At 68.5% G+C, this 18587-nt stretch carries 18 protein-coding genes; 10 read left to right on the forward strand and 8 right to left on the reverse strand.

Translation table 11 applies throughout. The features are described from left to right. Positions 1 to 45 precede the first annotated feature (45 nt). Entirely contained in the window at positions 46 to 513 is a 468-nt protein-coding gene (locus GRS48_RS04200) for a hypothetical protein (protein ID WP_159483846.1), read from the reverse strand. Between the two features lie 41 nt (positions 514 to 554). After that, positions 555 to 3257, reverse strand: a complete 2703-nt coding sequence (ppc, locus tag GRS48_RS04205; RefSeq protein WP_159483848.1) for a phosphoenolpyruvate carboxylase — start codon at positions 3255 to 3257, stop codon at positions 555 to 557. A gap of 314 nt (positions 3258 to 3571) precedes the next feature. On the opposite strand from ppc, the gene GRS48_RS04210 reads away from it, so the two are divergent. After that, positions 3572 to 4405, forward strand: a complete 834-nt coding sequence (locus GRS48_RS04210) for a ubiquinol-cytochrome c reductase iron-sulfur subunit (protein WP_159483850.1) — start codon at positions 3572 to 3574, stop codon at positions 4403 to 4405. Between the two features lie 87 nt (positions 4406 to 4492). Next, complete coding sequence (locus tag GRS48_RS04215; RefSeq protein WP_159483852.1) at positions 4493 to 4831, forward strand: hypothetical protein; 339 nt, start codon at positions 4493 to 4495, stop codon at positions 4829 to 4831. 39 nt (positions 4832 to 4870) lie between these two features. On the opposite strand, the gene GRS48_RS04220 is transcribed toward GRS48_RS04215, so the two are convergent. Then, positions 4871 to 5401, reverse strand: coding sequence for a DUF5817 domain-containing protein (locus GRS48_RS04220; RefSeq protein WP_159483854.1), 531 nt, complete (start codon positions 5399 to 5401; stop codon positions 4871 to 4873). Positions 5402 to 5453: 52 nt separating this feature from the next. Next, positions 5454 to 6281 (reverse strand): inositol monophosphatase, encoded by an 828-nt coding sequence (locus GRS48_RS04225; RefSeq protein ID WP_159483856.1) that lies wholly within the window; start codon positions 6279 to 6281, stop codon positions 5454 to 5456. Positions 6282 to 6404: 123 nt separating this feature from the next. Here GRS48_RS04225 and GRS48_RS04230 point away from each other — a divergent pair, with 123 nt between their 5' ends. After that, the gene (locus GRS48_RS04230; protein ID WP_159483858.1) at positions 6405 to 6662 is read left to right on the forward strand and encodes a hypothetical protein; all 258 of its coding nucleotides are present in this window, start codon (positions 6405 to 6407) and stop codon (positions 6660 to 6662) included. A gap of 41 nt (positions 6663 to 6703) precedes the next feature. Here GRS48_RS04230 and GRS48_RS04235 read toward each other — a convergent pair whose 3' ends face one another. The 4 genes from GRS48_RS04235 to GRS48_RS04250 form a co-directional block, all read right to left on the reverse strand. Next, a complete protein-coding gene (locus GRS48_RS04235; protein ID WP_159483860.1) occupies positions 6704 to 9193 on the reverse strand; it encodes a hypothetical protein in 2490 nt (829 codons plus the stop codon). A 69-nt stretch (positions 9194 to 9262) separates the two neighbouring features. Then, positions 9263 to 10177 (reverse strand): hypothetical protein, encoded by a 915-nt coding sequence (locus GRS48_RS04240; RefSeq protein WP_159483862.1) that lies wholly within the window; start codon positions 10175 to 10177, stop codon positions 9263 to 9265. Positions 10178 to 10271: 94 nt separating this feature from the next. Then, positions 10272 to 10913, reverse strand: a complete 642-nt coding sequence (locus GRS48_RS04245; RefSeq protein WP_159483864.1) for a hypothetical protein — start codon at positions 10911 to 10913, stop codon at positions 10272 to 10274. Between the two features lie 39 nt (positions 10914 to 10952). Continuing rightward, positions 10953 to 11663: a hypothetical protein gene (locus tag GRS48_RS04250; RefSeq protein WP_159483866.1), complete on the reverse strand. Its 711-nt coding sequence runs from the start codon at positions 11661 to 11663 to the stop codon at positions 10953 to 10955. Positions 11664 to 12093: 430 nt separating this feature from the next. Here GRS48_RS04250 and GRS48_RS04255 point away from each other — a divergent pair, with 430 nt between their 5' ends. From GRS48_RS04255 to GRS48_RS04285, 7 genes are all read left to right on the forward strand, one after another. Further along, entirely contained in the window at positions 12094 to 12702 is a 609-nt protein-coding gene (locus GRS48_RS04255; protein WP_159483867.1) for a transcriptional regulator, read from the forward strand. A gap of 106 nt (positions 12703 to 12808) precedes the next feature. Further along, on the forward strand, positions 12809 to 14107 hold the full coding sequence (gatD, locus tag GRS48_RS04260; protein ID WP_159483868.1) for a Glu-tRNA(Gln) amidotransferase subunit GatD: 1299 nt from the start codon (positions 12809 to 12811) through the stop codon (positions 14105 to 14107). A gap of 88 nt (positions 14108 to 14195) precedes the next feature. Continuing rightward, positions 14196 to 15308 carry a GNAT family N-acetyltransferase gene (locus tag GRS48_RS04265; RefSeq protein WP_159483870.1) on the forward strand — a complete coding sequence of 371 codons (1113 nt, stop codon included), beginning with the start codon at positions 14196 to 14198 and terminating at the stop codon, positions 15306 to 15308. A 246-nt stretch (positions 15309 to 15554) separates the two neighbouring features. Beyond that, the gene (locus GRS48_RS04270) at positions 15555 to 15782 is read left to right on the forward strand and encodes a hypothetical protein (protein WP_159483872.1); all 228 of its coding nucleotides are present in this window, start codon (positions 15555 to 15557) and stop codon (positions 15780 to 15782) included. Between the two features lie 108 nt (positions 15783 to 15890). After that, positions 15891 to 16916: an A/G-specific adenine glycosylase gene (locus tag GRS48_RS04275; protein WP_159483874.1), complete on the forward strand. Its 1026-nt coding sequence runs from the start codon at positions 15891 to 15893 to the stop codon at positions 16914 to 16916. 206 nt (positions 16917 to 17122) lie between these two features. Continuing rightward, positions 17123 to 17482 carry a hypothetical protein gene (locus tag GRS48_RS04280; protein WP_159483876.1) on the forward strand — a complete coding sequence of 120 codons (360 nt, stop codon included), beginning with the start codon at positions 17123 to 17125 and terminating at the stop codon, positions 17480 to 17482. Beyond that, positions 17472 to 18443 carry a tyrosine-type recombinase/integrase gene (locus GRS48_RS04285; RefSeq protein WP_159483878.1) on the forward strand — a complete coding sequence of 324 codons (972 nt, stop codon included), beginning with the start codon at positions 17472 to 17474 and terminating at the stop codon, positions 18441 to 18443. The genes GRS48_RS04280 and GRS48_RS04285 overlap by 11 nt, the downstream gene beginning before the upstream one ends. Positions 18444 to 18587: the final 144 nt, after the last annotated feature.

The following is an 18587-nucleotide window of genomic DNA, read 5'->3' on the forward strand; positions in this document are numbered from 1 at the left end:
TTTGTCAGTCGTGACGCGGGACGCCGGACGCCGCCGTCACGGGGCTCATCGACCGTCGGTGCCGCCGGGGCCGTCCGGTCCGCCGGGGCCACGAGGACCCCGCGGACCGGACGCACGCGGGTCCGGATCGATGGTCACGAGTTCCGCCTCCGGCCGCGGATCGACCTCGCGACCGTCGACGAAGCGGACGAACGAGAGGTAGAACGGGTCGCCGCAACCGACCGCCACCTCGTCGGCGGGTCCCGTCCGTTCGTCATCGTCGGCCGGGGCGTCGGCGGCTGTGGAGCCCGACGAACCGTCGTCGTTCGGCCGCCAGCGCACGCCGGCGCTCTCGCCACAGACGAAGCGCACGCCGTCGACCGTTTCCCGGTCCTCGAACGGCTCCGTCGGGTCGGCGTACGTCCACCCCTCGAAGGGGTACGGCGTCACCGCCTTGTCCGCGAGGTAACCGTCGCGTTCGACCTCGACGAGCGTCTCACACCGCGGACAGTAGTACGTGACGGGGAAACCCATACGGCGTGTAGGGGCGACGCGGTGAAAGGACCGTCGCCGGCTCACCCGGTGTTCTTCATGCCGGCGGCGATCCCGTTGACGGTGAGTCGGAGGGTGCGTTCCGCCTCGTCGGTCCGGTCCTCCCGGCCGAGCAGGCGCGCCTGCAGCAGGTTGAGCGGATCGACGTAGGGGTTGCGGCGTTCGAGGCTCTCCGCGAGCCACTCGCGACGGACCAGGTCGTCGCGGCCGCTCACGGTCAACACGAGCTCGCGGGCGCGCTCGTACTCGTCGACGAGCCGCGGGAAGAAGCGCTCGCGGAGGTCGTCGTCGGCCAGGTCGGCGTACTCGGCGGCGATCTCCGGCTCCGTCCGCGAGAGCGCCAACGCCGCGTTGTCCAGCGTCGTCCGGAAGAACGGCCACTCGTCGTACATCGCCCGGAGGGTGTCGAGCCCCTCGCCCTCGCCGACCTCCTCGAGGTAGGCGTCGACCCCGGCGGCGAGCGCGTACCAGCCCGGCAGGATGAGACGGGTCTGCGTCCACGAGAACACCCACGGGATCGCGCGGAGGTCCTCGACGCTGCGCTCCCCGGACCGTGAGGCCGGTCGGGAGCCGAGGTTGAGGTCCTCGACGACCGAGATGGGCGTCGCCTGCTCGAAGTACGGGACGAAGCCGTCCTCGTTCAGGAGGTCCCGGTACGCGGTCCGGGCGGCGGCGGCCATCGTCTCCATCGCCTCGACCCACGCCTCGGGAACGCGCTCCGTCGGCTCCTCGAGCGCCTCGTGTCGCGCGCGTAGCTGCGCGTCGAGCATCTGTTCGAGCTCCCGCTCGGCGATCCGCGGGTTGGCGTACTTCTCGGCGATCGCCTCGCCCTGCTCGGTGAACTTCACCTGTCCGGTGACGGTCTCGTTCGGCAGCGCGAGCAGCGCCTCGTTCATCGGGCCGCCGCCCCGGGAGATCGAGCCGCCACGGCCGTGGAACAGCCGGAGCGTGACGTCCTCCTCCCGGCAGAACCCCGCGAGACGGCGCTGGTTCCCGTACAGGTCCCAGTTGGCCGCGAGGAAGCCGTTCTCCTTGTTCGAGTCGGAGTACCCGAGCATGACCTCCTGGACGTCGCCGCGGGCCGCCAGCGCCGCGCCGTACGCCTCGTTCTCGAACAGCGTCCCGAGGATCCGTTCGGCCCCGTTGAGCGCGGACTCCGTCTCGAGCAGCGGCACGACGTCGAGCCCGCAGTGGTCGGGCAGCGAGACGACGCCGGCCTGGTCCGCCAAGAAGAGCACCTCCAGGACGTGGCTCGGCTCCTCGGTCATCGAGATGCAGTAGGTGTCTATCGCCTGCGTCCCGTACTCCGCCTGCCACGTCGCGAACTCGCGGAAGAGGCGGAGCACGCGGGCGGCGGTCTCGGAGACGTCGCCCGGCTCCTCGACGTCGACGACGGGCGCGTCCTGGAGGATCGCCGCCGTGAGGAACTCGACGCGGTCTCCCTCGTCCATACCGCGGTAGTCGACGCCCTCGACCGCGACCGCCTCGGCGACCGTCTCGGTGTGGTTCTCGCGGTGATCCCGGAGGTCGAGGGACGCGAGGGTGAGCCCGAAGGTGTCGACCTGTCGGCGGAGCGGTTCGACGAACGACTCCCTGACGGCGTCGTTCCGGTCGCCGGACAGCGACGCGGCGATGACGTCGAGGTCCTCGAGGAACGCGTCCCCGTCGGGGTAGCCGCCCGGCCGGACGTCGTCGACGCGGTCGAGCCGCTCGCGCATCAGCTTGAGCTTCTGTCGGTACGGTTCGCCGGGATAGCGCTCGCGCGCCTCCGCGACGACCGTCGGGAACCGGTCGGTGTCGGCCTCGAGCGACGCCGAGAGCGCCCCGTCGGTCGCGTAGCGATCGCCGTCCTGGCTCAACACCGCCGAGAGGCGTTTACAGCGGTCGCGGTACTTCTCCACGGCGACCGCTCGTTGGCGGGCGAGCGTCTCGTCGGTCACGTCCGGCGTGACGTACGGGTTGCCGTCGCGGTCCGAGCCCGCCCACGAGCGGAACTCGAACAGCTTCGGGCAGTCGACGTCGTCGTACGTCTCCGAGATCGTTCCCTCGAACTCCTCGTAGGCGTCACCCACGACGTCGAACAGCGTGTTCTCGAGGTACCAACCGACGTTCCGCGCCTCGTCTTCGGGCTCCGGCCGGCGCTGTCGAACCTGTCGGGTCCCCCAGAGGCTCGTCACCTCCGCGGTGACGTCGCGCCAGATCGCGGCCCGCTCCCGCTCGGTGAGGTTGTGTTCGTCGAGCTCCTCGATGTGGCCGGCGATCGATCGGAGCTTCGATTTGACCGTCGCCCGTCGGGCCTCCGTCGGGTGGGCGGTGAACGTCGGCTCGATGAGCACGTCGTCGAGCAGGTCGCGGAGCTCCTCGTCGGCGACGCCCGCCGCGGACAGCTCAGCGAGGGTGTGCTCGAAGGAGTCGTGGAGCGAGCCGTCGGCGTCGGCGCTCCTGACGGCACGGACTCGCTCGCGCTCCTCGGCCAAGTTAATGAGCTCGAAGTAGGTCGTGAACGCGCGGGCGACGATCCCCTCCTCCGTCGGCGAGAGCCCGGCGATCGTGTCGTGGAGCGGCTCCCGGCCCTGTGTGTCCCCTTGTCGGTACCGGATCGCCGCGTTTCGGAGGGCTTCGACCGTCTCGAACGCCTCCGTCGACGTCTGTTCGGAGAGCACGTCCCCCAGCAGCGCGCCGAGCTCGCGGACGTCCCGCCGGACGGTCCGATTGTGCAATGTCATGTCATAACGTATCCGGAGCTTCCCGGTTAAAACCGCCGCATCACGGAAGTATTGCCCCGAGTTCGAGTAAATTACCGTGCGGCTTCCTCCGGTTGGATTCATCACGTTGCGTTCGACGGGACGCCTGCGAGATGGGTCCGGAACGCCTGCGGGATGGGTCCTGAACGCCTGTACGACCGGTTCTCGGACGCTCGACGGCGTCTCCGTCGCTCCGGGACGGCCCGCCCGTGCGTCGATCCCTCGGAGCGTTCCACCGTTCTCGTTCCGCTGCAGGGTTCGTCACCCTTTTTACCGGTCCGTCCCGAGCAGCGTGTATGAGCGAGTCCGACAAGTATCCCGCCGAATCCGGGCGACGACGGTTCGTGAAGGGCGTCGTCGGCGGCGCGGCCCTCGCGGGCGTCGGCGCGGCCGGCTCGGCGACCGTGAACTCCCTGACGACCGCCGGCGGCGTCGGCGGCGGACAGACCGTCGCGATGACGATCGCCCACACCGGCGGTCCGGCCCCCCGGGGGCTCCCACAGATCCCGGTTCGCGTGAACGACGACGGCTACATCGAAGGGATCTGGCCCGAAATCCAGACGATCGAGGAACAGGGCATCGAGATAGAGGTCGCCCGCGAGGAGATCGGCGGCCGGACGTACGCCGGCGAGTGGTTCCAGTACTGTGGGATCGAGTCCCAGGAGAACATCCGTCCGGACTTCGAGTCCGACAACGTCTTCCGGTCGAACCCCGGCTCGTACGACTGGCAGGACGAGACGTACGACGCCGGCGACCGCATCCACGTCGACGACTTCGACGACTACGACTCGTGGGGGAACAACGTCGGCAACGACGGCGTCGGGAAGCCGGCGACGGTGACGTGGCGCTCGGAGGACGCCGACGCGAACCTGAACGCGGTCGTCATTCGGTCGACCCAGATCGAGGAGGCCGCTCAGGAGAACGAGTGGATCGATGCCTCGACCGACCAGGGATTCATGGCGTACCTCAACGTCTGTACCCACTTCTGTTGTATCCCCGGCTACAAGGAGCTCGAGGAGTCCGCCCGGTACGACGCCGACGACGGCGCATACTGCGTCTGCCACCAGTCGACGTACGACCCGTTCACCCTCGAGGAGGCGCTGTTCGTCGCGCGTCCCCGTCCCGAGTAGCCGACCTCCCTCCAGCACGGTCGACCCCTCTACAGCGGATTCGGCCCGACCGCGGCGTTTTTTGTTCGTTCCGCTCCGAGAGCAGTCATGCCCACCGACCACGACCACGAGACGGGACCCGACGACGGCGTAGACGAGTTCACCGCCGAACTCGACGCGGCCCGCGAACTGCTCGAGGGCGACGACATCGAGGCGGTACACGTCGGCGTCGTCCGCGACGGACAGGTCGACACGACGTTCACACAGCGCACCGACGACGATCCCGAAAACGAGGGGCTCCGGGCGCTCGCGCTGCTCGCGACGCACGTGCAGGTGGTCGCGAACGAGGCGGGGGTCGACGCCGCGACGGTCGCCGGCGACGCGGCGACGCTCGCCGGACAGGTCGAGCGGATCCCTGGGCGGACCGACGACCTTCCCGAGGAGTGACCGAACGCGGGATCCCGGCCCACCCACCGCGACGCGGCGCTACAGCACGCGATATCGCCCGCGCGACTCGCTGAGGTCGCCCCGACGCGTCAGCTTCTCCAGCAGGTCGCGTGCCGCGTCGGCGGGAACGCCGCGGTCGGTCGCGTACGAGACGACCGCGTCGGCGGTCGGCTCCTCGGTCTCTCGGACGGCGTCCCGGACGACCTCGTCCCGGCTCCGGGAGCCGGAGCCGCCGCCCTCGACGCGGGCCCCCGCCTCGAACACTTCGTCGGCGTCGAGCCCGGACCGCTCGAGGTACTCGCGGTCGTCCACGCCGGCGTCCTCGACGGCGCGCTCCAAGTCGGCGACGTGGTCGACCGCGGCGAACGCCTCGCTGTCGCCGTGTTTCTTCGCGAGCAGCGCGGCCCGCGCCTCGCGGGCCGCCTCGCGGTCCTCGGACTCGAAGAACCGCTTCAGCTTGGCCGTCCGATGGGTCCGTCCGCAGCGCGAACACCGGGCGGTCTCGCTCGTGCGCGCGTCGCGGAGGAGCCACATGTTCGCACAGTCGGTGCAGCCGACGACCGCGTACATACGACGGGGTTCGTCGCCATCGGTTTTGAACCCTCGGCTTCCGGCGGGGGCTTTACCGTTCGCTCCCGCGAGTGAATTCGCTCCCCTGGACGGGGTCGATCTCTCTGGCGGCCGAAAGCACCTCGTCGTGGAGGGCCCCGTTGGAGGCGACGAGCCCCGCCGAGTCGTGTCGCCAACGGTCCCCGTCGAGGTCGGTGACGCGACCGCCGGCCTGCCGGACGATGAAGACGCCGCCCACGGAGTCCCACGGGTCCACCCGGAGGTTCGAGATCGCCCCTTCGAGGCCGCCGGCCGCGACCATCGGGAGGACGACCTGCGCCGCGCCGAACCGCCGCATGTCGGCGAATCGGGTCACGATCGCCTCACACGCGCGGGCGTACTCGTCTCGACTGTCGAAGTCCCACCAGGTCGTCGGGTCGACGGCCGCCCGCCGCGGGTCGGCGACGTCGCTGACCGCGATCGGGTCGCCGTTACGGTACGCCCCGTCGCCGTCGGCGGTGTAGACGTCGCCGAGCGCGGGACAGACCGTCGCCGCGGCCACGGGCTCGCCGTCGACGACGGCGGCGACCGCGGTCGCCCACGTGCGGATCCCCCGGACGTAGTTGTGGGTGCCGTCGATCGGGTCGATCACCCACGTCGGGCCGCCCTCGGGCACGCGCTTGCGCTCGTCCTCCTCCTCGCCGACGATGGCGTCGTCCGGAAAGGACTCCCGGACGGCGTCGATCACGGTGCGCTGGGCGGCGCGGTCCGCCTCGGTGACGACGTCGTCCTCGCCCTTGTACTCGACCGGGACGTCGCTTCGGAAGCGATCGTACGCGACCCGGGCGCCCGCCCGTGCAGCCTCCTCCGCGACCGCGACACGGCGATCTCGATCGGTCATGGTGAACATCGGCCGTGTGGGGGCCTATACGCGTCGATCGGGGGTCGTTCGACATCGACACAACCTATTAACTCGGTTCCGAATCCGAGTATTTTTAAGTGGATCGGGACGGAACACCAGTCCATGCACCCCGAAGAAGCGGTCCGCCAGCTCGAGTACGCCATCGACGCCTCCCTCGACGAGGAAGGACGACGGAGCGCCGCCGGCTACCGCCCGACGTTCGAGCGCGTCGCCGACCGCGCGGACGGGACCGCGGTGTACGCCGTCGCGGGCGACCTCGCGAACCGGGTCGTCGCCGGCGAGCGCCCGAGCCCGGCGGAGGCCGACGACGTCGCCGACCGCGTGCTCGCCGACCGCGCGTACACCGACGGCGGCCAGTAACGCGTCGTCCCGCGCACGCGCTCGTTTCCGTACCGTATCCGCTACTCCTCGGCGTCTCCTCCGTTCTCCCTGCCTACAGCGTCCCCTCTGTTCTCCCTGTCTCCGGCGTCGCCTTCGGCCCGCCGCTCGACCGTCCGTAGCGCCCGCCGTCGCTCATCGAGGGCAAGGACGTAGGTCGCGCTCGACCAGCCGAGCGCCGCGAAGCCGTGCTCGCCGTCCGGTCCGACCTCCTCGGCGAACGCCCCGCCGGGGAGCCGTTCGTCCGCGAGCGCCTCGAGGACGCGGTCGCCCGCGGCCAGCCGGTCGACCGGGCCCTCGCCCGTGACGGCACGGTTCGCGAGATCACCCGCCGTCCCGCCGTCGACGACGGCGCGGTAACACGCCGCCGCGTACAGGAACTCCTTCGGCAGCCAGCGCGTGGGCGACGCCCCGTACATCGCGTCGAGGGCGGGCAGCAGGTCGGCGGTCCGATCGTAGTCGTCGGCCCAGCCGCCCGGAACGGCAGCGACCGCGCTGATCGTCGTCGGGCGCTGTTCGGGGCCGTTCAACGTGAGGTGTGAGGCGAACCCGTCGACCGACGACCAGCCGTCGACGGGCTCCGCGCCGGAACTGAGCCGGCCGACCGGGAGCGACGCGGCGTCGACCGCGAAGAACGCGTCGTCGATCGCGTCGCCGACCCGTACCGCCGCCCGCTCGAACCGGCCGGCGTCGGCCTCAGCGTCCGCGGGGTCGACGATCCCCGCGCCGGCGGCCGTCCTCGCGAGGGCCGCGCCGTCGCGGAACCCGCGGTACGCGAGCGCGTTCGTCCACAGCGACTGGTCGGCGTCCGTCCACATCTCCGCGTAGTCGTGCGTCGCCGCGAGGAGGTCGTTGTCCGCGAACGATCGGGCGGTGTACGCGAGCGCGTCGCGGACCGCGGGCCACGTCCTCGCGAGGAAGCCGGCCGCGGCGGCGGGGTCCTCCCGGGCGAGGACGGTGTGGACCTCGTGAACCGCCCAGGCGTAGGCGGGCTGTTGGTCGTTCTCCACCGGGATCACCCCCGCCGGCTCGCCGTTCGAGGCGTAACACTGCTCGAAGGAGCCGTCCGCCCGCCGAAGCGGCGGGAGGAAGTCGGCGAGGAACCGGACCGCGGGGTCGGTGAGTCCCGCTCGAGCGAGCGCGACCGCCGAGAACGCCCCGTCGCGCGGCCACGAGAAGTAGTACGCCGGCTGGACGTGCGGGGCCGCGGCGATCGAGCCCGACTCCGGGTCACACAGCGTCAACAGATCGACGAGCGCCCGCCGGTAGCCGTCGGCGTGACGCGCCGGGATCCCCGTCGCGTCGACGTCGGCGAGGCGGTCGGCCCACCAGTCGCGCGCGTCTCGCTCGCGGCCGGTAGGAGACCGTTCGGCGACGGCGCGCGATCGATCCTCGTCGACGGCGCGGTCGCCGCTTCCCACTCGCCCCCGGTCCCGTCCGTAGGTGGTGAACGTGGAGACCGTCCGCGTTTCGCCCGGCTCGATCCGGACGTCGAGCTCGAGAAACCCGGAGAGGTAGTGGCCGGTCGCGCGCGACTCCGCGTCCGCGAACAGGTCCCCGAGCGCCCCCTCCGCGACCCCGGAGTCGAGCACCGTGACGTCCGGGGCGGCGAACACTCGGAGCTCGGCGTCGCTCTCGCGGTCCGTCCACCGGAGGGCCGCCCGCGCGACCGCCCGGTTCGGGCTGGTGACGCCCGGGGGGTACTGCAGCAGGGCGTTGGCGTTCGCGCGGGTGTAGTAGACGACCGATTCGATCGGGACGTCGCCGCGGTTCCGCACCGTCAGATCGCGCGCGAGCGTCTCGGTGCCGGGCACGACCGCGATCCGCTCGGTCGCGGTCAGGGAGCGTCCGACGACACGCCCGTCGTCGCCGTCGCCGTCGCTCGAGCCCCGGCGCGTCGCGGTCACGACGAGCGCCCCCGCCCCGGTGTCGGGCTCCACTTCGTGGTCGTACGGGGCCGACCAGAGCCACTCGACCCCGGCGTCGCCCTCGGCGGGACCGTCGCGTCCGCGGGTCGGATCACGGGTCGGACCGTGCTCGGATGTCGGTTCGGACGTCAGTTCGGACGACGACGGCTCCCCGGTCGCGTCGGCGAACCGGACGCCGAAGAACGCGCCCTCGCGCGGCCGGGCACCCTTCAGGCGGTCCTCCTCGTCGTGGACGTGGTACGGCACTTGGTTCGTGAATCCGGTGTGGGGCGCGAACAGCGCGGAGACCCGGCCGCGTTCGGTGACGCCCGCACAGAGGCCGTCGGCGGGCGTCGACACCGCGCCGGCCTCCGCGCGCACCTTCTGGAAGTCGTTCATCGCGTTCGGGTCGAACAGCGCCCGGTAGAGCCCCAACGGGACCTCCTTCAGGAACGACCGGTTGTGCCACCAGTTCCGCGGGCGGGGGCGCGCGAGCACCGCGAGGGTCCGGCTCGCCATCCCGAGGTTCCGGAAGTCGACCCGCCGGAGGTGACGGAGTCGGCGTCGGAACCGCCGTCTGTGAGGCTCGAGGCGCACGTCGATCATGGCTCACCTACGGCCGCGACGACACAAACGTTCGCTGGTCGTCTGGCCGCCGGCCGACTGCCCGATCGATCACCACCGGGGCATCCGCCGGAACAACAGCCCCGTGGCCAGAACGATCCCGAGCAGTACGAGGACCCCGACGACCTCCTCCAGCCCGAGCGCGCCCGGCTCCTCGACGGGGTCGCCCCCGTCGGAGTCCGGCCCGGCGGCCGCATCGTCCGCGGCGTCTCCGTCCGCGGCGTCTCCGCCGGTGGTTCCGTCGTTCAGACCCCCGTCAGCGTCGCTTTCGGGGTCATTCTCGAGGTCGGTGTCCAGCCCGTCCCCGTCGTCGTCGAGAGCGAGCCGGGTGGCGTCGTCGGTCGAGTCGGTTTCGCTCCCGGCGTCGTCCCCGTCACCACCACCGGCGTCGTCCCCGTCACCGTCGTCGGCCGCGGCGGCGTCGACCGCGGGATCGTCGGTCGGGTACGGGTCCGATTCGCGTTCGTCGGCGGGCAGCGCGTGGACGGAAACCGTTCCGGAGAGCCGGTCGCCCGCCACGACCTCGGCGACGCGGGTGTCGACCGCGACGCCGACGGGGACCCGGTCGTGGTCAGGTGTCAGGCGGACCGGTTCCCCCGCGCTCGCGGCCGAGTGGCCGTCGATCGTGAACGTCACGGCCCCCTTGAACTCGCCGTGGTCGATCCAGACGTCGGCGTACGCGTCGCCGTCGTACGTGACGTAAAAGAGCGGGTCGACGGCGGTCAGCGCGTTGACGTTGACCCCGTCGGCGTCGAGGTACGGGTTGTCCCCGGTGACGTCGATCACCAGTTCGCCGTCGCCGTCGAGGTAGGTGTAGTCGTTGTCAGGCGCGGGCTGGAGCGCGACGCGGTCGTCGATCCGGTCCGCGGGCTGGTCGAACACCGTCGCGCCCGTGGAGACGAGCAGGAGGGCGACGGCGACGGCGGCAAGCGCGAGCAGGATCGACGGTGAACCACGGGACTGCATCAACGACGTCGACGACCCCCGACTACCAAAGTACGCGGTCCTCGTTGGGGCGATGAGGAAGGGGAGAACGGTGGTAGCGAGCGTGATCCGGGAGTCACGCGCCGTCGTCAAGCCGTCGAGCGACGATCGAAAGCGACCCGTCCATGCTTCCCGGCTCCGGATGCGCTCCGATGTCGAACACCAAGGCGACGTGGAACCGATCGGCCGGAGCCATCGGGAGTCGCCACGTGTTCGCCAACGAGTCGCCGGACCCGATCTTCGCGACCGTTGGCCCGTGATCGATGTCCGGGGACCACGTGAGAACGAACAGACAGACGTCCTCCGGGACTGGACCGAGCTCGAAGTCGATCTCGACGGCGCGGGGGTCCGTACTCTGGTTCCGGACGGAGAACAGCGGGTAGTCGAGGTCGGAAAGCTCGACCGCTTCCGCCTCGAGGTCCTCGATCGTGAGCCGATCGGGTTGGTCCACTCGTCCGCCGAGCCAGTATTCGGACCGCCTATTGAACCCCTCGTTGTCGCCACGAGCGACGTCGATCCCGAACACGCCGTCCGAATCGAGATATGCCGAATCGACCCGACTGCCGGGTACCAATCCGACCCCGCCCGTCGCGTCGGTGACGACCTCGATCGTCGACGACCGTTCGGCGGTCGCCTGGCTGAACGCCCCCGTGGCGGTGAACGTGCTCCCTGCGACCCCGACTCCGGCGAGAGAGAGGACGAGTTCTCTACGGTTCATGATACCTTCATAAAAGCGTTGATCGTTGGGACCGAGGGATTACTCCAGAGCCGGCTCCGAGGGCTCTTCCGGCTCGAACTCGGGACGCTGTGCGTAGGATTCAACCGTGATCTGCGCCTTGACAGAGCCGTCGTCCGAGCCGGATTCGAGCACCATGACCAGGTTGTACTGGTGGCCGGGGGTCAGGTTGAGGCCGGTTCCGCTCGCGGTCGGGTTGTCGTTGTCCACGATGAGGGCGGAACCGCTCGTCTCGACGTCACCGTACTGGTAGCCGAGTGCACCCATCTTGAAGTCGTCGGGGGCTTCGAGGAGTTCGATCGTGATCCGCGTCCGTCGTTCTTCCGTCGACTGGTTCTTGATCGAGAACAGGGGTCGGTCGGAGAGGTCCTCCTCGCCGAAGTTTTCGGGATCGATACCTTCCTCCCAGTGGTATCCGTCCTGCCCGTTGTTCCAGGAGAGGGTTTCCTTGGTCCCGCCGAGGTAGTACGTCGAGTTCGGGTTCATCCCTTCGGCACCGTCGCCGAGACCCTTGTCGAGGTCGATCGTGAGCTCGCCCGTGGACTCGTCGATGTACGCGACGTCGGTGTCGCCGGGAATCAGTCCCACGGCACCGGCGTCGTCACCGCTCGCCACCTCGACGCTCACTTGCCGGTCGGGGACCGTCGCCTGGCTGAACGCACCAGTACCCACCGCGGCCGCGCTTCCCGTTGCCAATGCACCCATTCCGATCACGAATTTGCGTCGTTCCATGGTTTCTGTCACCTGTGTTCGTGCCCCCCCGACCCGGACATCCGGGCCGGAAGCGCTCGATTACCTCCTTGGGCGGACCGGTATTCGTTATGAGTCGCTCGGCGGACCGACGAGCGGATCCGGTAGGACGACGAGCGGTTCCCGCGGCGTCGACGACCGACGCCATCCGTTGGTTCAGGCACCGCTTGATGCGCTCCAGGACGTTCCGGACCGACGGTAACCACCGACTACGAGCCGCTGCCATCCCCTGTAACCGGCTCAACGATCCCCTGAACGACGACGAGGGGCCCCGGATGCTGTCAGCCCTCAAGAAATTACTCCTTAACTATCCAACCTCTTTATGCGAGTCTCCCGCACATGATGCACTCGAACGCGACCCGCTACGGACCTGGGGAGGACCGACGGTCGCGGACACGAGGTGCCCACACACATGCTCTCTACCGCAACGACCACCGACCGGGGGAGACGGAACGCCGACGCCGGCGAGTCGGCCGACGCCGATCTCTCGGAGGACGACGTCTTCGAAGTGCTCTCGAACCGCCGCCGCCGATACGTGATCCACGCGCTCAAACGCGCCGAGGAGCCGCTCGACGTCTCCGATCTCTCGACGCACGTCACCGCGTGGGAGCTCGACGTCGACCCCGGCGACGTCCAATACGAGGACCGGCGGAACGTTCACAGCACCCTCCGACGAACGCACCTGCCGAAACTGGAGGAGAAGAACGTCGTCACCGTCGACGAGGAGACCAAGCTCGTGGCGCCGACGGACACGTTACAGGACCTCGAGATCTACGTCGAGGTGCTCCGCGAGAAGGAGATCCCGTGGAGCCTGTACTACGTCGGGCTCGCCGGGATCGTCTGTGCGGTCCTGCTCGCCGTGGGGATCGGCGTGCCCGGTCTCGGCGCGCTCACCGCGCTGCACGTCGGCGTCTTCGCCGTCACGGCCTTCGGCGTCTCCGCCGTCGTTCATCACCTCATCGGACAGCGAACTCGGTTGGGGAGCACGGAGAAGCCGCCCGAGCTCCGCTCCCGGGAGTAGGGCCCCACCGATCCCGACAGGGAGGACTGACCCCGAACGCGGACGCGAACGGTCGGGACTCCACGCTACCGTGTAGTTGAAGTCCGCCGCAGGGAAAGCCGGTGGTATGCAACCGGGAGATCGCGTCCGCGTCGACCGCGGGGACGTCACGAACGAGGGCGTCCTCCTGCCCTCGACCACGCACGACCACCTCGTCGTCAAGCTCGACGGCGGCTACAACGTCGGCTTCGACCGCGCGGCGGCCGACGTCGAGGTGTTGGAGTCCGGCGCGCGCGACGTCGACACCGGCGAGAACGGCGACGATGCCGTCTCCGAGATCACCTTCGACGAGGAGCTGCCGACGATATCGCTCATCTCGACCGGCGGAACGATCGCGTCGACCGTCGACTACCGCACCGGCGCGGTGACCGCCCAGTTCGACGCCGAGGACGTCCTCCGGGCGGTGCCAGACCTCGCGGGACGCGCGAACTACCGCGGGCGGGTCGTCGCGAACATCCTCTCGGAGAACATGGACCCGACGATCTGGCGGGACCTCGCCGCGGCGGTCGAGGCGGAGATCGAGGCCGGCGCGGACGGCGTCGTCGTGATGCACGGCACGGACACGATGCAGTACTCCGCGGCCGCGCTCGCGTTCACGCTGGACTCGCCGGTCCCGGTCGTGTTCACCGGGAGCCAGCGCTCGGCCGACCGCCCCTCCTCGGACAACGTGATGAACGCCGTCTGCGCCGTCGAGGCCGCGAAGGCGGACCACGCCGAGACGCTCGTCTGCATGCACGCGACCACCTCCGACGACGTCTGCGCGCTTCACCGCGGGACCCGCGTCCGAAAGAACCACACGTCCCGTCGCGACGCGTTCGAGACGGTCGGCGCGAAGCCGCTCGGCGTGGTCGACTACGCAGCCGCGAGCGAGGCAGGCGCGAGCGAGGCGGACGCGGACGACGACGTCTCCGAGGGGGCGATCACGTGGAACCGCGAGCCGGCCCCGCGGGGGGAGGCAGCGCTCGCGACCGCGCTCGATCTCGAACGGGACGTCGAGCTCGTCAAGTTCACCCCGGGGATGGACCCCGCGGCCTGGGACTACCTCGACGGGAAGTCGGGCGTCGTGATCGAGGGGACGGGACTCGGCCACGTCCACACCGACCTGATCCCCCGGATCGAGGCGCTCGTCGACGCGGGCACGACCGTCGTCATGACGAGCCAGTGTCTGGAAGGGCGGGTGTGTGACCGCGTGTACGACACCGGTCGCGACCTGCTCGACGCCGGCGTCGTCGAGGCCGGCGACACCCTGCCGGGGACCGCGAAGGTGAAACTCATGTGGGCGCTCGCGAACACGACCGACGCCGCGAAGGCGATGCGACGGGACCTCGCGGGGGAGCTGACCGCGGAGTCCCAACCGTGGCGGTGACCGGACGCCGATCGGCGGCGGGCGGGGTCACGGTGGGCCGGGCCGCGGCGGGCCGAGCGATGACCCGCGTTGCGGGGGGCGACCGGCGATGACCCGCGTCACGATCCGACCGGCGCGGCTCGCGGACGCCGACCCCGTCGCCGCGTTCACGCGGGACACGTGGGGCGAGAGCCACGAGGACTACATCCCGCGGGTCTTCCCCGAGTGGGTCCGTGCGGACGGGGACGACCGGCGGACGCTGGTCGCGACGCTGTCGCGTGCGGCCGCTGACGAGGCCGCTCCCGACGGGGTCGACCCGGAAACCCTCGTCGAGGGCGACGGGACCGGCGCGGCCGCGGCCGGGGAGCCGGAGGCGGTCGTCGGCTGCGTCCAAGGGGTGCTGCTCTCGGAGTGGGAGGCGTGGGGACAGGGGATCCGCGTGAACCCCGACGCCCGCGGACTCGGCGTCGGCACGCTGCTCACCGAGGCGATGCTGGCGTGGGCCCGGTCGGCCGGCGCGACCGTCTGCCGAAACATGGTGTTCTCGTGGAACGTCGCCGGCCTCGGACAGTCGCGGACGACGGGCTTCGAGCCGGTCACCGAGTTCCGGTTCGCGCAGCCGGAACCGGCTGCCGACGACGAGTCCGGTTCCGGGTCGTCGTCCGGGACCGCCAGGGGCGCGTCGGGCGGTACCGTGGTCGACGAGCCCGACCCGAACGCCGCGTGGGCGTTCTGGCAGGGAAGCGACGCGCGCGATCACCTTCGGGGGCTCGCGCTCGACCCGGCGGAGTCGTGGGCGTGCTCGGCGCTCACCCGCGACCGGCTGGCCGCGGCCGCGGCGGCGGGCCGGCTGCTCGTCGTCCGCAACGGCGCGGTCGCCGGCGTCGCCGTCCACAGTCGGGTCGCGGAGAACGAGTCGACCGCGGCGTCCGGCGACCGCACGTCGGTGTACGGCGTCGCCGCGTGGCGCGACGACGCGGCGGCTGGAACGCTCTACGACGCGATCGCGACCGACGCCGCCGAGCGCGACGCCGACGCCGCACGCGTGTTGATCCCCGAGACGCCCGCACACGTCAGCGACACCGCGGCGAACCGCGTCGCCGTCGCGGCGGAGCCCGACTTCGTGATGAGCGCGGACCTGACGGATCCGAACGTCGGTGCTGGCGGCGAGATCGTCGATGGCGGTGTTCGCGGCGGGGGCGGCGGCCCCGACAACGACTGAGTCCGCGCGGGTGAACCCGCCACGGCGAGAGATAGCCCCCTCTCCGACGCGAGATCCTCGACTCGCCACGTCCCGAGCCGCTACGCCTCGAACCGCCACACCCGAGCCGCTACGCCTCGAACCGCCACACCCGAGCCGCTACGCCTCGAACCGCCACACCCGAGCCGCTACGCCTCGAACCGCCACACCCGAGCCGCTACGCCCCGAACCGCCACGCTCTTTTAAGCCGGTCCCCCATTCGGCCGCATGGACCCGGTTCTCGCCCAGTTCGAGACGTTCCGGTCGTTCCTCTACTACGGGGCGATATACGGGATCGTGCTCGCGGTCGCCGTCTGGATCTATCGCGACGCGAAGGCTCGCGGCAGCGACCGCGCGCTCGCCTGGTTCCTCGCCACCCTCGTGTTCACGATCCTCCCGGTCCTGTTATACATGTACCTCCACCGCGACGTCGGCCCCGTGGACGGCGAGCGGTAGCCCCTCGACGTCGACGTCGCGTTCCGACGTGATCTGTGCAGACGCGGGACGTGACCTGCAACGACCGAGACCAGCACGGATAAACGGACGCCGGCCCGAACACCGGGCATGACCGACCCGGATCCATCCTCGTCCGACCCGGACCCCGCCCCATCGCTCGCGGACGGCGACGCGCCCGCCCTCCCCGCTGGCTCGGACGCGCTCGACGCGGTTCGCGAGGCCCTCGTCGAGTGGTACGAGGCGGACCACCGCGACTTCCCGTGGCGACGGACCGACGACCCCTACGCGGTCCTCGTCAGCGAGGTGATGAGCCAACAGACCCAGCTCGACCGGGTCGTCCCCGCGTGGGAGGCGTTCCTCGAGGAGTGGCCCACGACCGCGGCGCTCGCGGCCGCCGACCGCGGCGACGTCGTCGCCTTCTGGTCGCGCCACTCGCTCGGCTACAACAACCGCGCGAAGTACCTCCACGAGGCCGCGACGCAGGTCGAAACCGACTACGACGGGACGTTCCCGGAGACGCCCGCGGAGCTCCAGGAGCTGATGGGCGTCGGCCCTTACACCGGCAACGCGGTGGCGTCGTTCGCGTTCAACGCGGGCGACGCGGTGGTCGACACCAACGTGAAGCGGGTCCTCCACCGCGCGTTCGACACCCCCGACGACGACGCGGCGTTCGAACGGGTCGCTTCACACGTCATGCCGCCCGGCGAGTCGCGCGTCTGGAACAACGCGGTCATGGAGCTCGGCGGCGTCGCCTGCGGCACCACTCCCCGGTGCGACGAGGCGGGCTGCCCGTGGCGCGAGTGGTGCCACGCCTACGAGACGGGCGATTTCACCGCGCCGGACGTGCCCACCCAACCGAGCTTCGAGGGGTCGCGCCGACAGATGCGCGGGCGCGTGGTCCGCACGCTCGGCGAGTTCGACGAGCTGTCGCTGGACGAGCTCGGGCCCCGCGTCCGCGTCGACTACGCGCCGGGCGGCGAGTACGGGCGGGAGTGGCTGCGGGGGCTCGTCGACGATCTCGCCGACGACGGACTGCTCACGGTCGAGCGGGCGGGTGGGGACGGCGAAGAGGACGTTGGCGGTGCGGACGGAGATCCCGGCGTGGCCGGAGTTCAAGTGCGGTTACGCGAGTAGGTCTGCGGTGCGTCGTCGGGGCGTCCCAGATAAGGTACCGGTCGGGTGGGGCTGATCGGGTGGGGACTGAGCGAGTGGGGGGCTGCTCGGGCGGGTTCAGCGACCGTCAGTTGTACCCGCGCCAGCGACGACCACACTCCTTGCACTTAAGGGAGCGAACTACTTTATACATTAGTTATATACGACCTCATATGCTACACTATGGTATGTCGGACGGTAAAACTATGGTCGGGACTCAAATCACCGACGAACGCCATCAGAAGTGGACTGACGCAATTGAAGACTCCGACGAATTTGCTTCAATTGCTCAGGCGATTCGTGTAGGCGTTGAACAGGTCTTATTTGAGAAAGAATCCACAGGAAGCGGTCAAACTCTGGAAGGTGAGAAAATTCTCAGTAGGTTAGACGAATTAGAACAGAGCCTCGTGAAGACACGAGGCGAAGTTATCGAAACGCAGGAGAAGACTCCTACAATAGAAGAAATCAGCGAAGAGGTCGTATATAGGCTGGCAAAGGCTGGACAGGAAGAAAAGAGACGACAAGGAGGCTGGGAAGATGGACTTTGAACACAGAGAGATAGAGCAGTTCATAGACCGAAAAGAAGGGAGTAAAGCCAAAAGTACAATCCAAAACTACCAGTCCGCTCTGCGTCGGTTTGAAGCGTTTTTACACGAATACGATATCGAAATGGAGAGTATCAGCGGGCGGGATATGGACCTATTCGTAGGCAGACTCGAAGACGAGTTAACGGAAGCAACTGCTGCCCAATACATCGGTTCTATTTCTGTGTTTTATGATTGGCTTCTGATGGATTCTGATGCCAAGAATCCAGTTGACCGAGCCGACCCCGACCTCGATGGAACAAAAACAGAACACCAAAAGCCAACTTTCGAGACTGATGAACTTCGAGACTTAGTTGATTCTGCCGAGACGGTGCGAGGTAAAGCACTCCTCTCGTTAATGGCGAGTACAGGAATGCGGGTGGCTGAAGCCTGTAACGCTAAACTATCTCGGTTAGAACTGGAAAAGCGAGAGATAGAAATAGAGACAGTAAAAACAGACTTCGGAGACCGTACCGTTTACTTCGACAGACAGACCCGCCGACTGTTGGATACCTACATAAATCAAGGATACAGAGCCAAATATCACGCTCCAGACTCTGATTATATATTCATCGCTTCCAACACAAACCAGTATAAAATGGAAGAGAAAGCAGAAGCAGAGGAGAACGGAGTCAAAGTGGATAACGCAAATATATCGACAGATGTCGGGCGTCGTATCTTCCTACGAGCATTAAAAAATAGTTCAATCGAGGAGGAATACGAAACCTATTCGGACGGACGCAAACGGTCAATATACACAACTCACGCACTCAGACGGTCATTTTGCCAAAGTTGGATAGACAATGATGGAGATATCATGAGTCTTAGGAACATCGTGGGATGGGAAAATCTGGAAACTGCTAAAAACTACATCGATGACACCGCCAGCATCGATAAACGAGACAGGTACGGTATTACTCTTTAGCCTTTTCACCATCGCACTTTACTCAGACTTTGTTTTCCACACGGTGAACAAAATCACACTCGCACACTCAAAGCCGCCCTGACTGATGTTTTGCTGACATAAATATAACTACAACATAGTACCCTAAATATCTATGTCCCAACG

This window comes from Halorubrum sp. JWXQ-INN 858 (assembly GCF_009806985.1).
In the GTDB taxonomy this organism is placed as follows: domain Archaea; phylum Halobacteriota; class Halobacteria; order Halobacteriales; family Haloferacaceae; genus Halorubrum.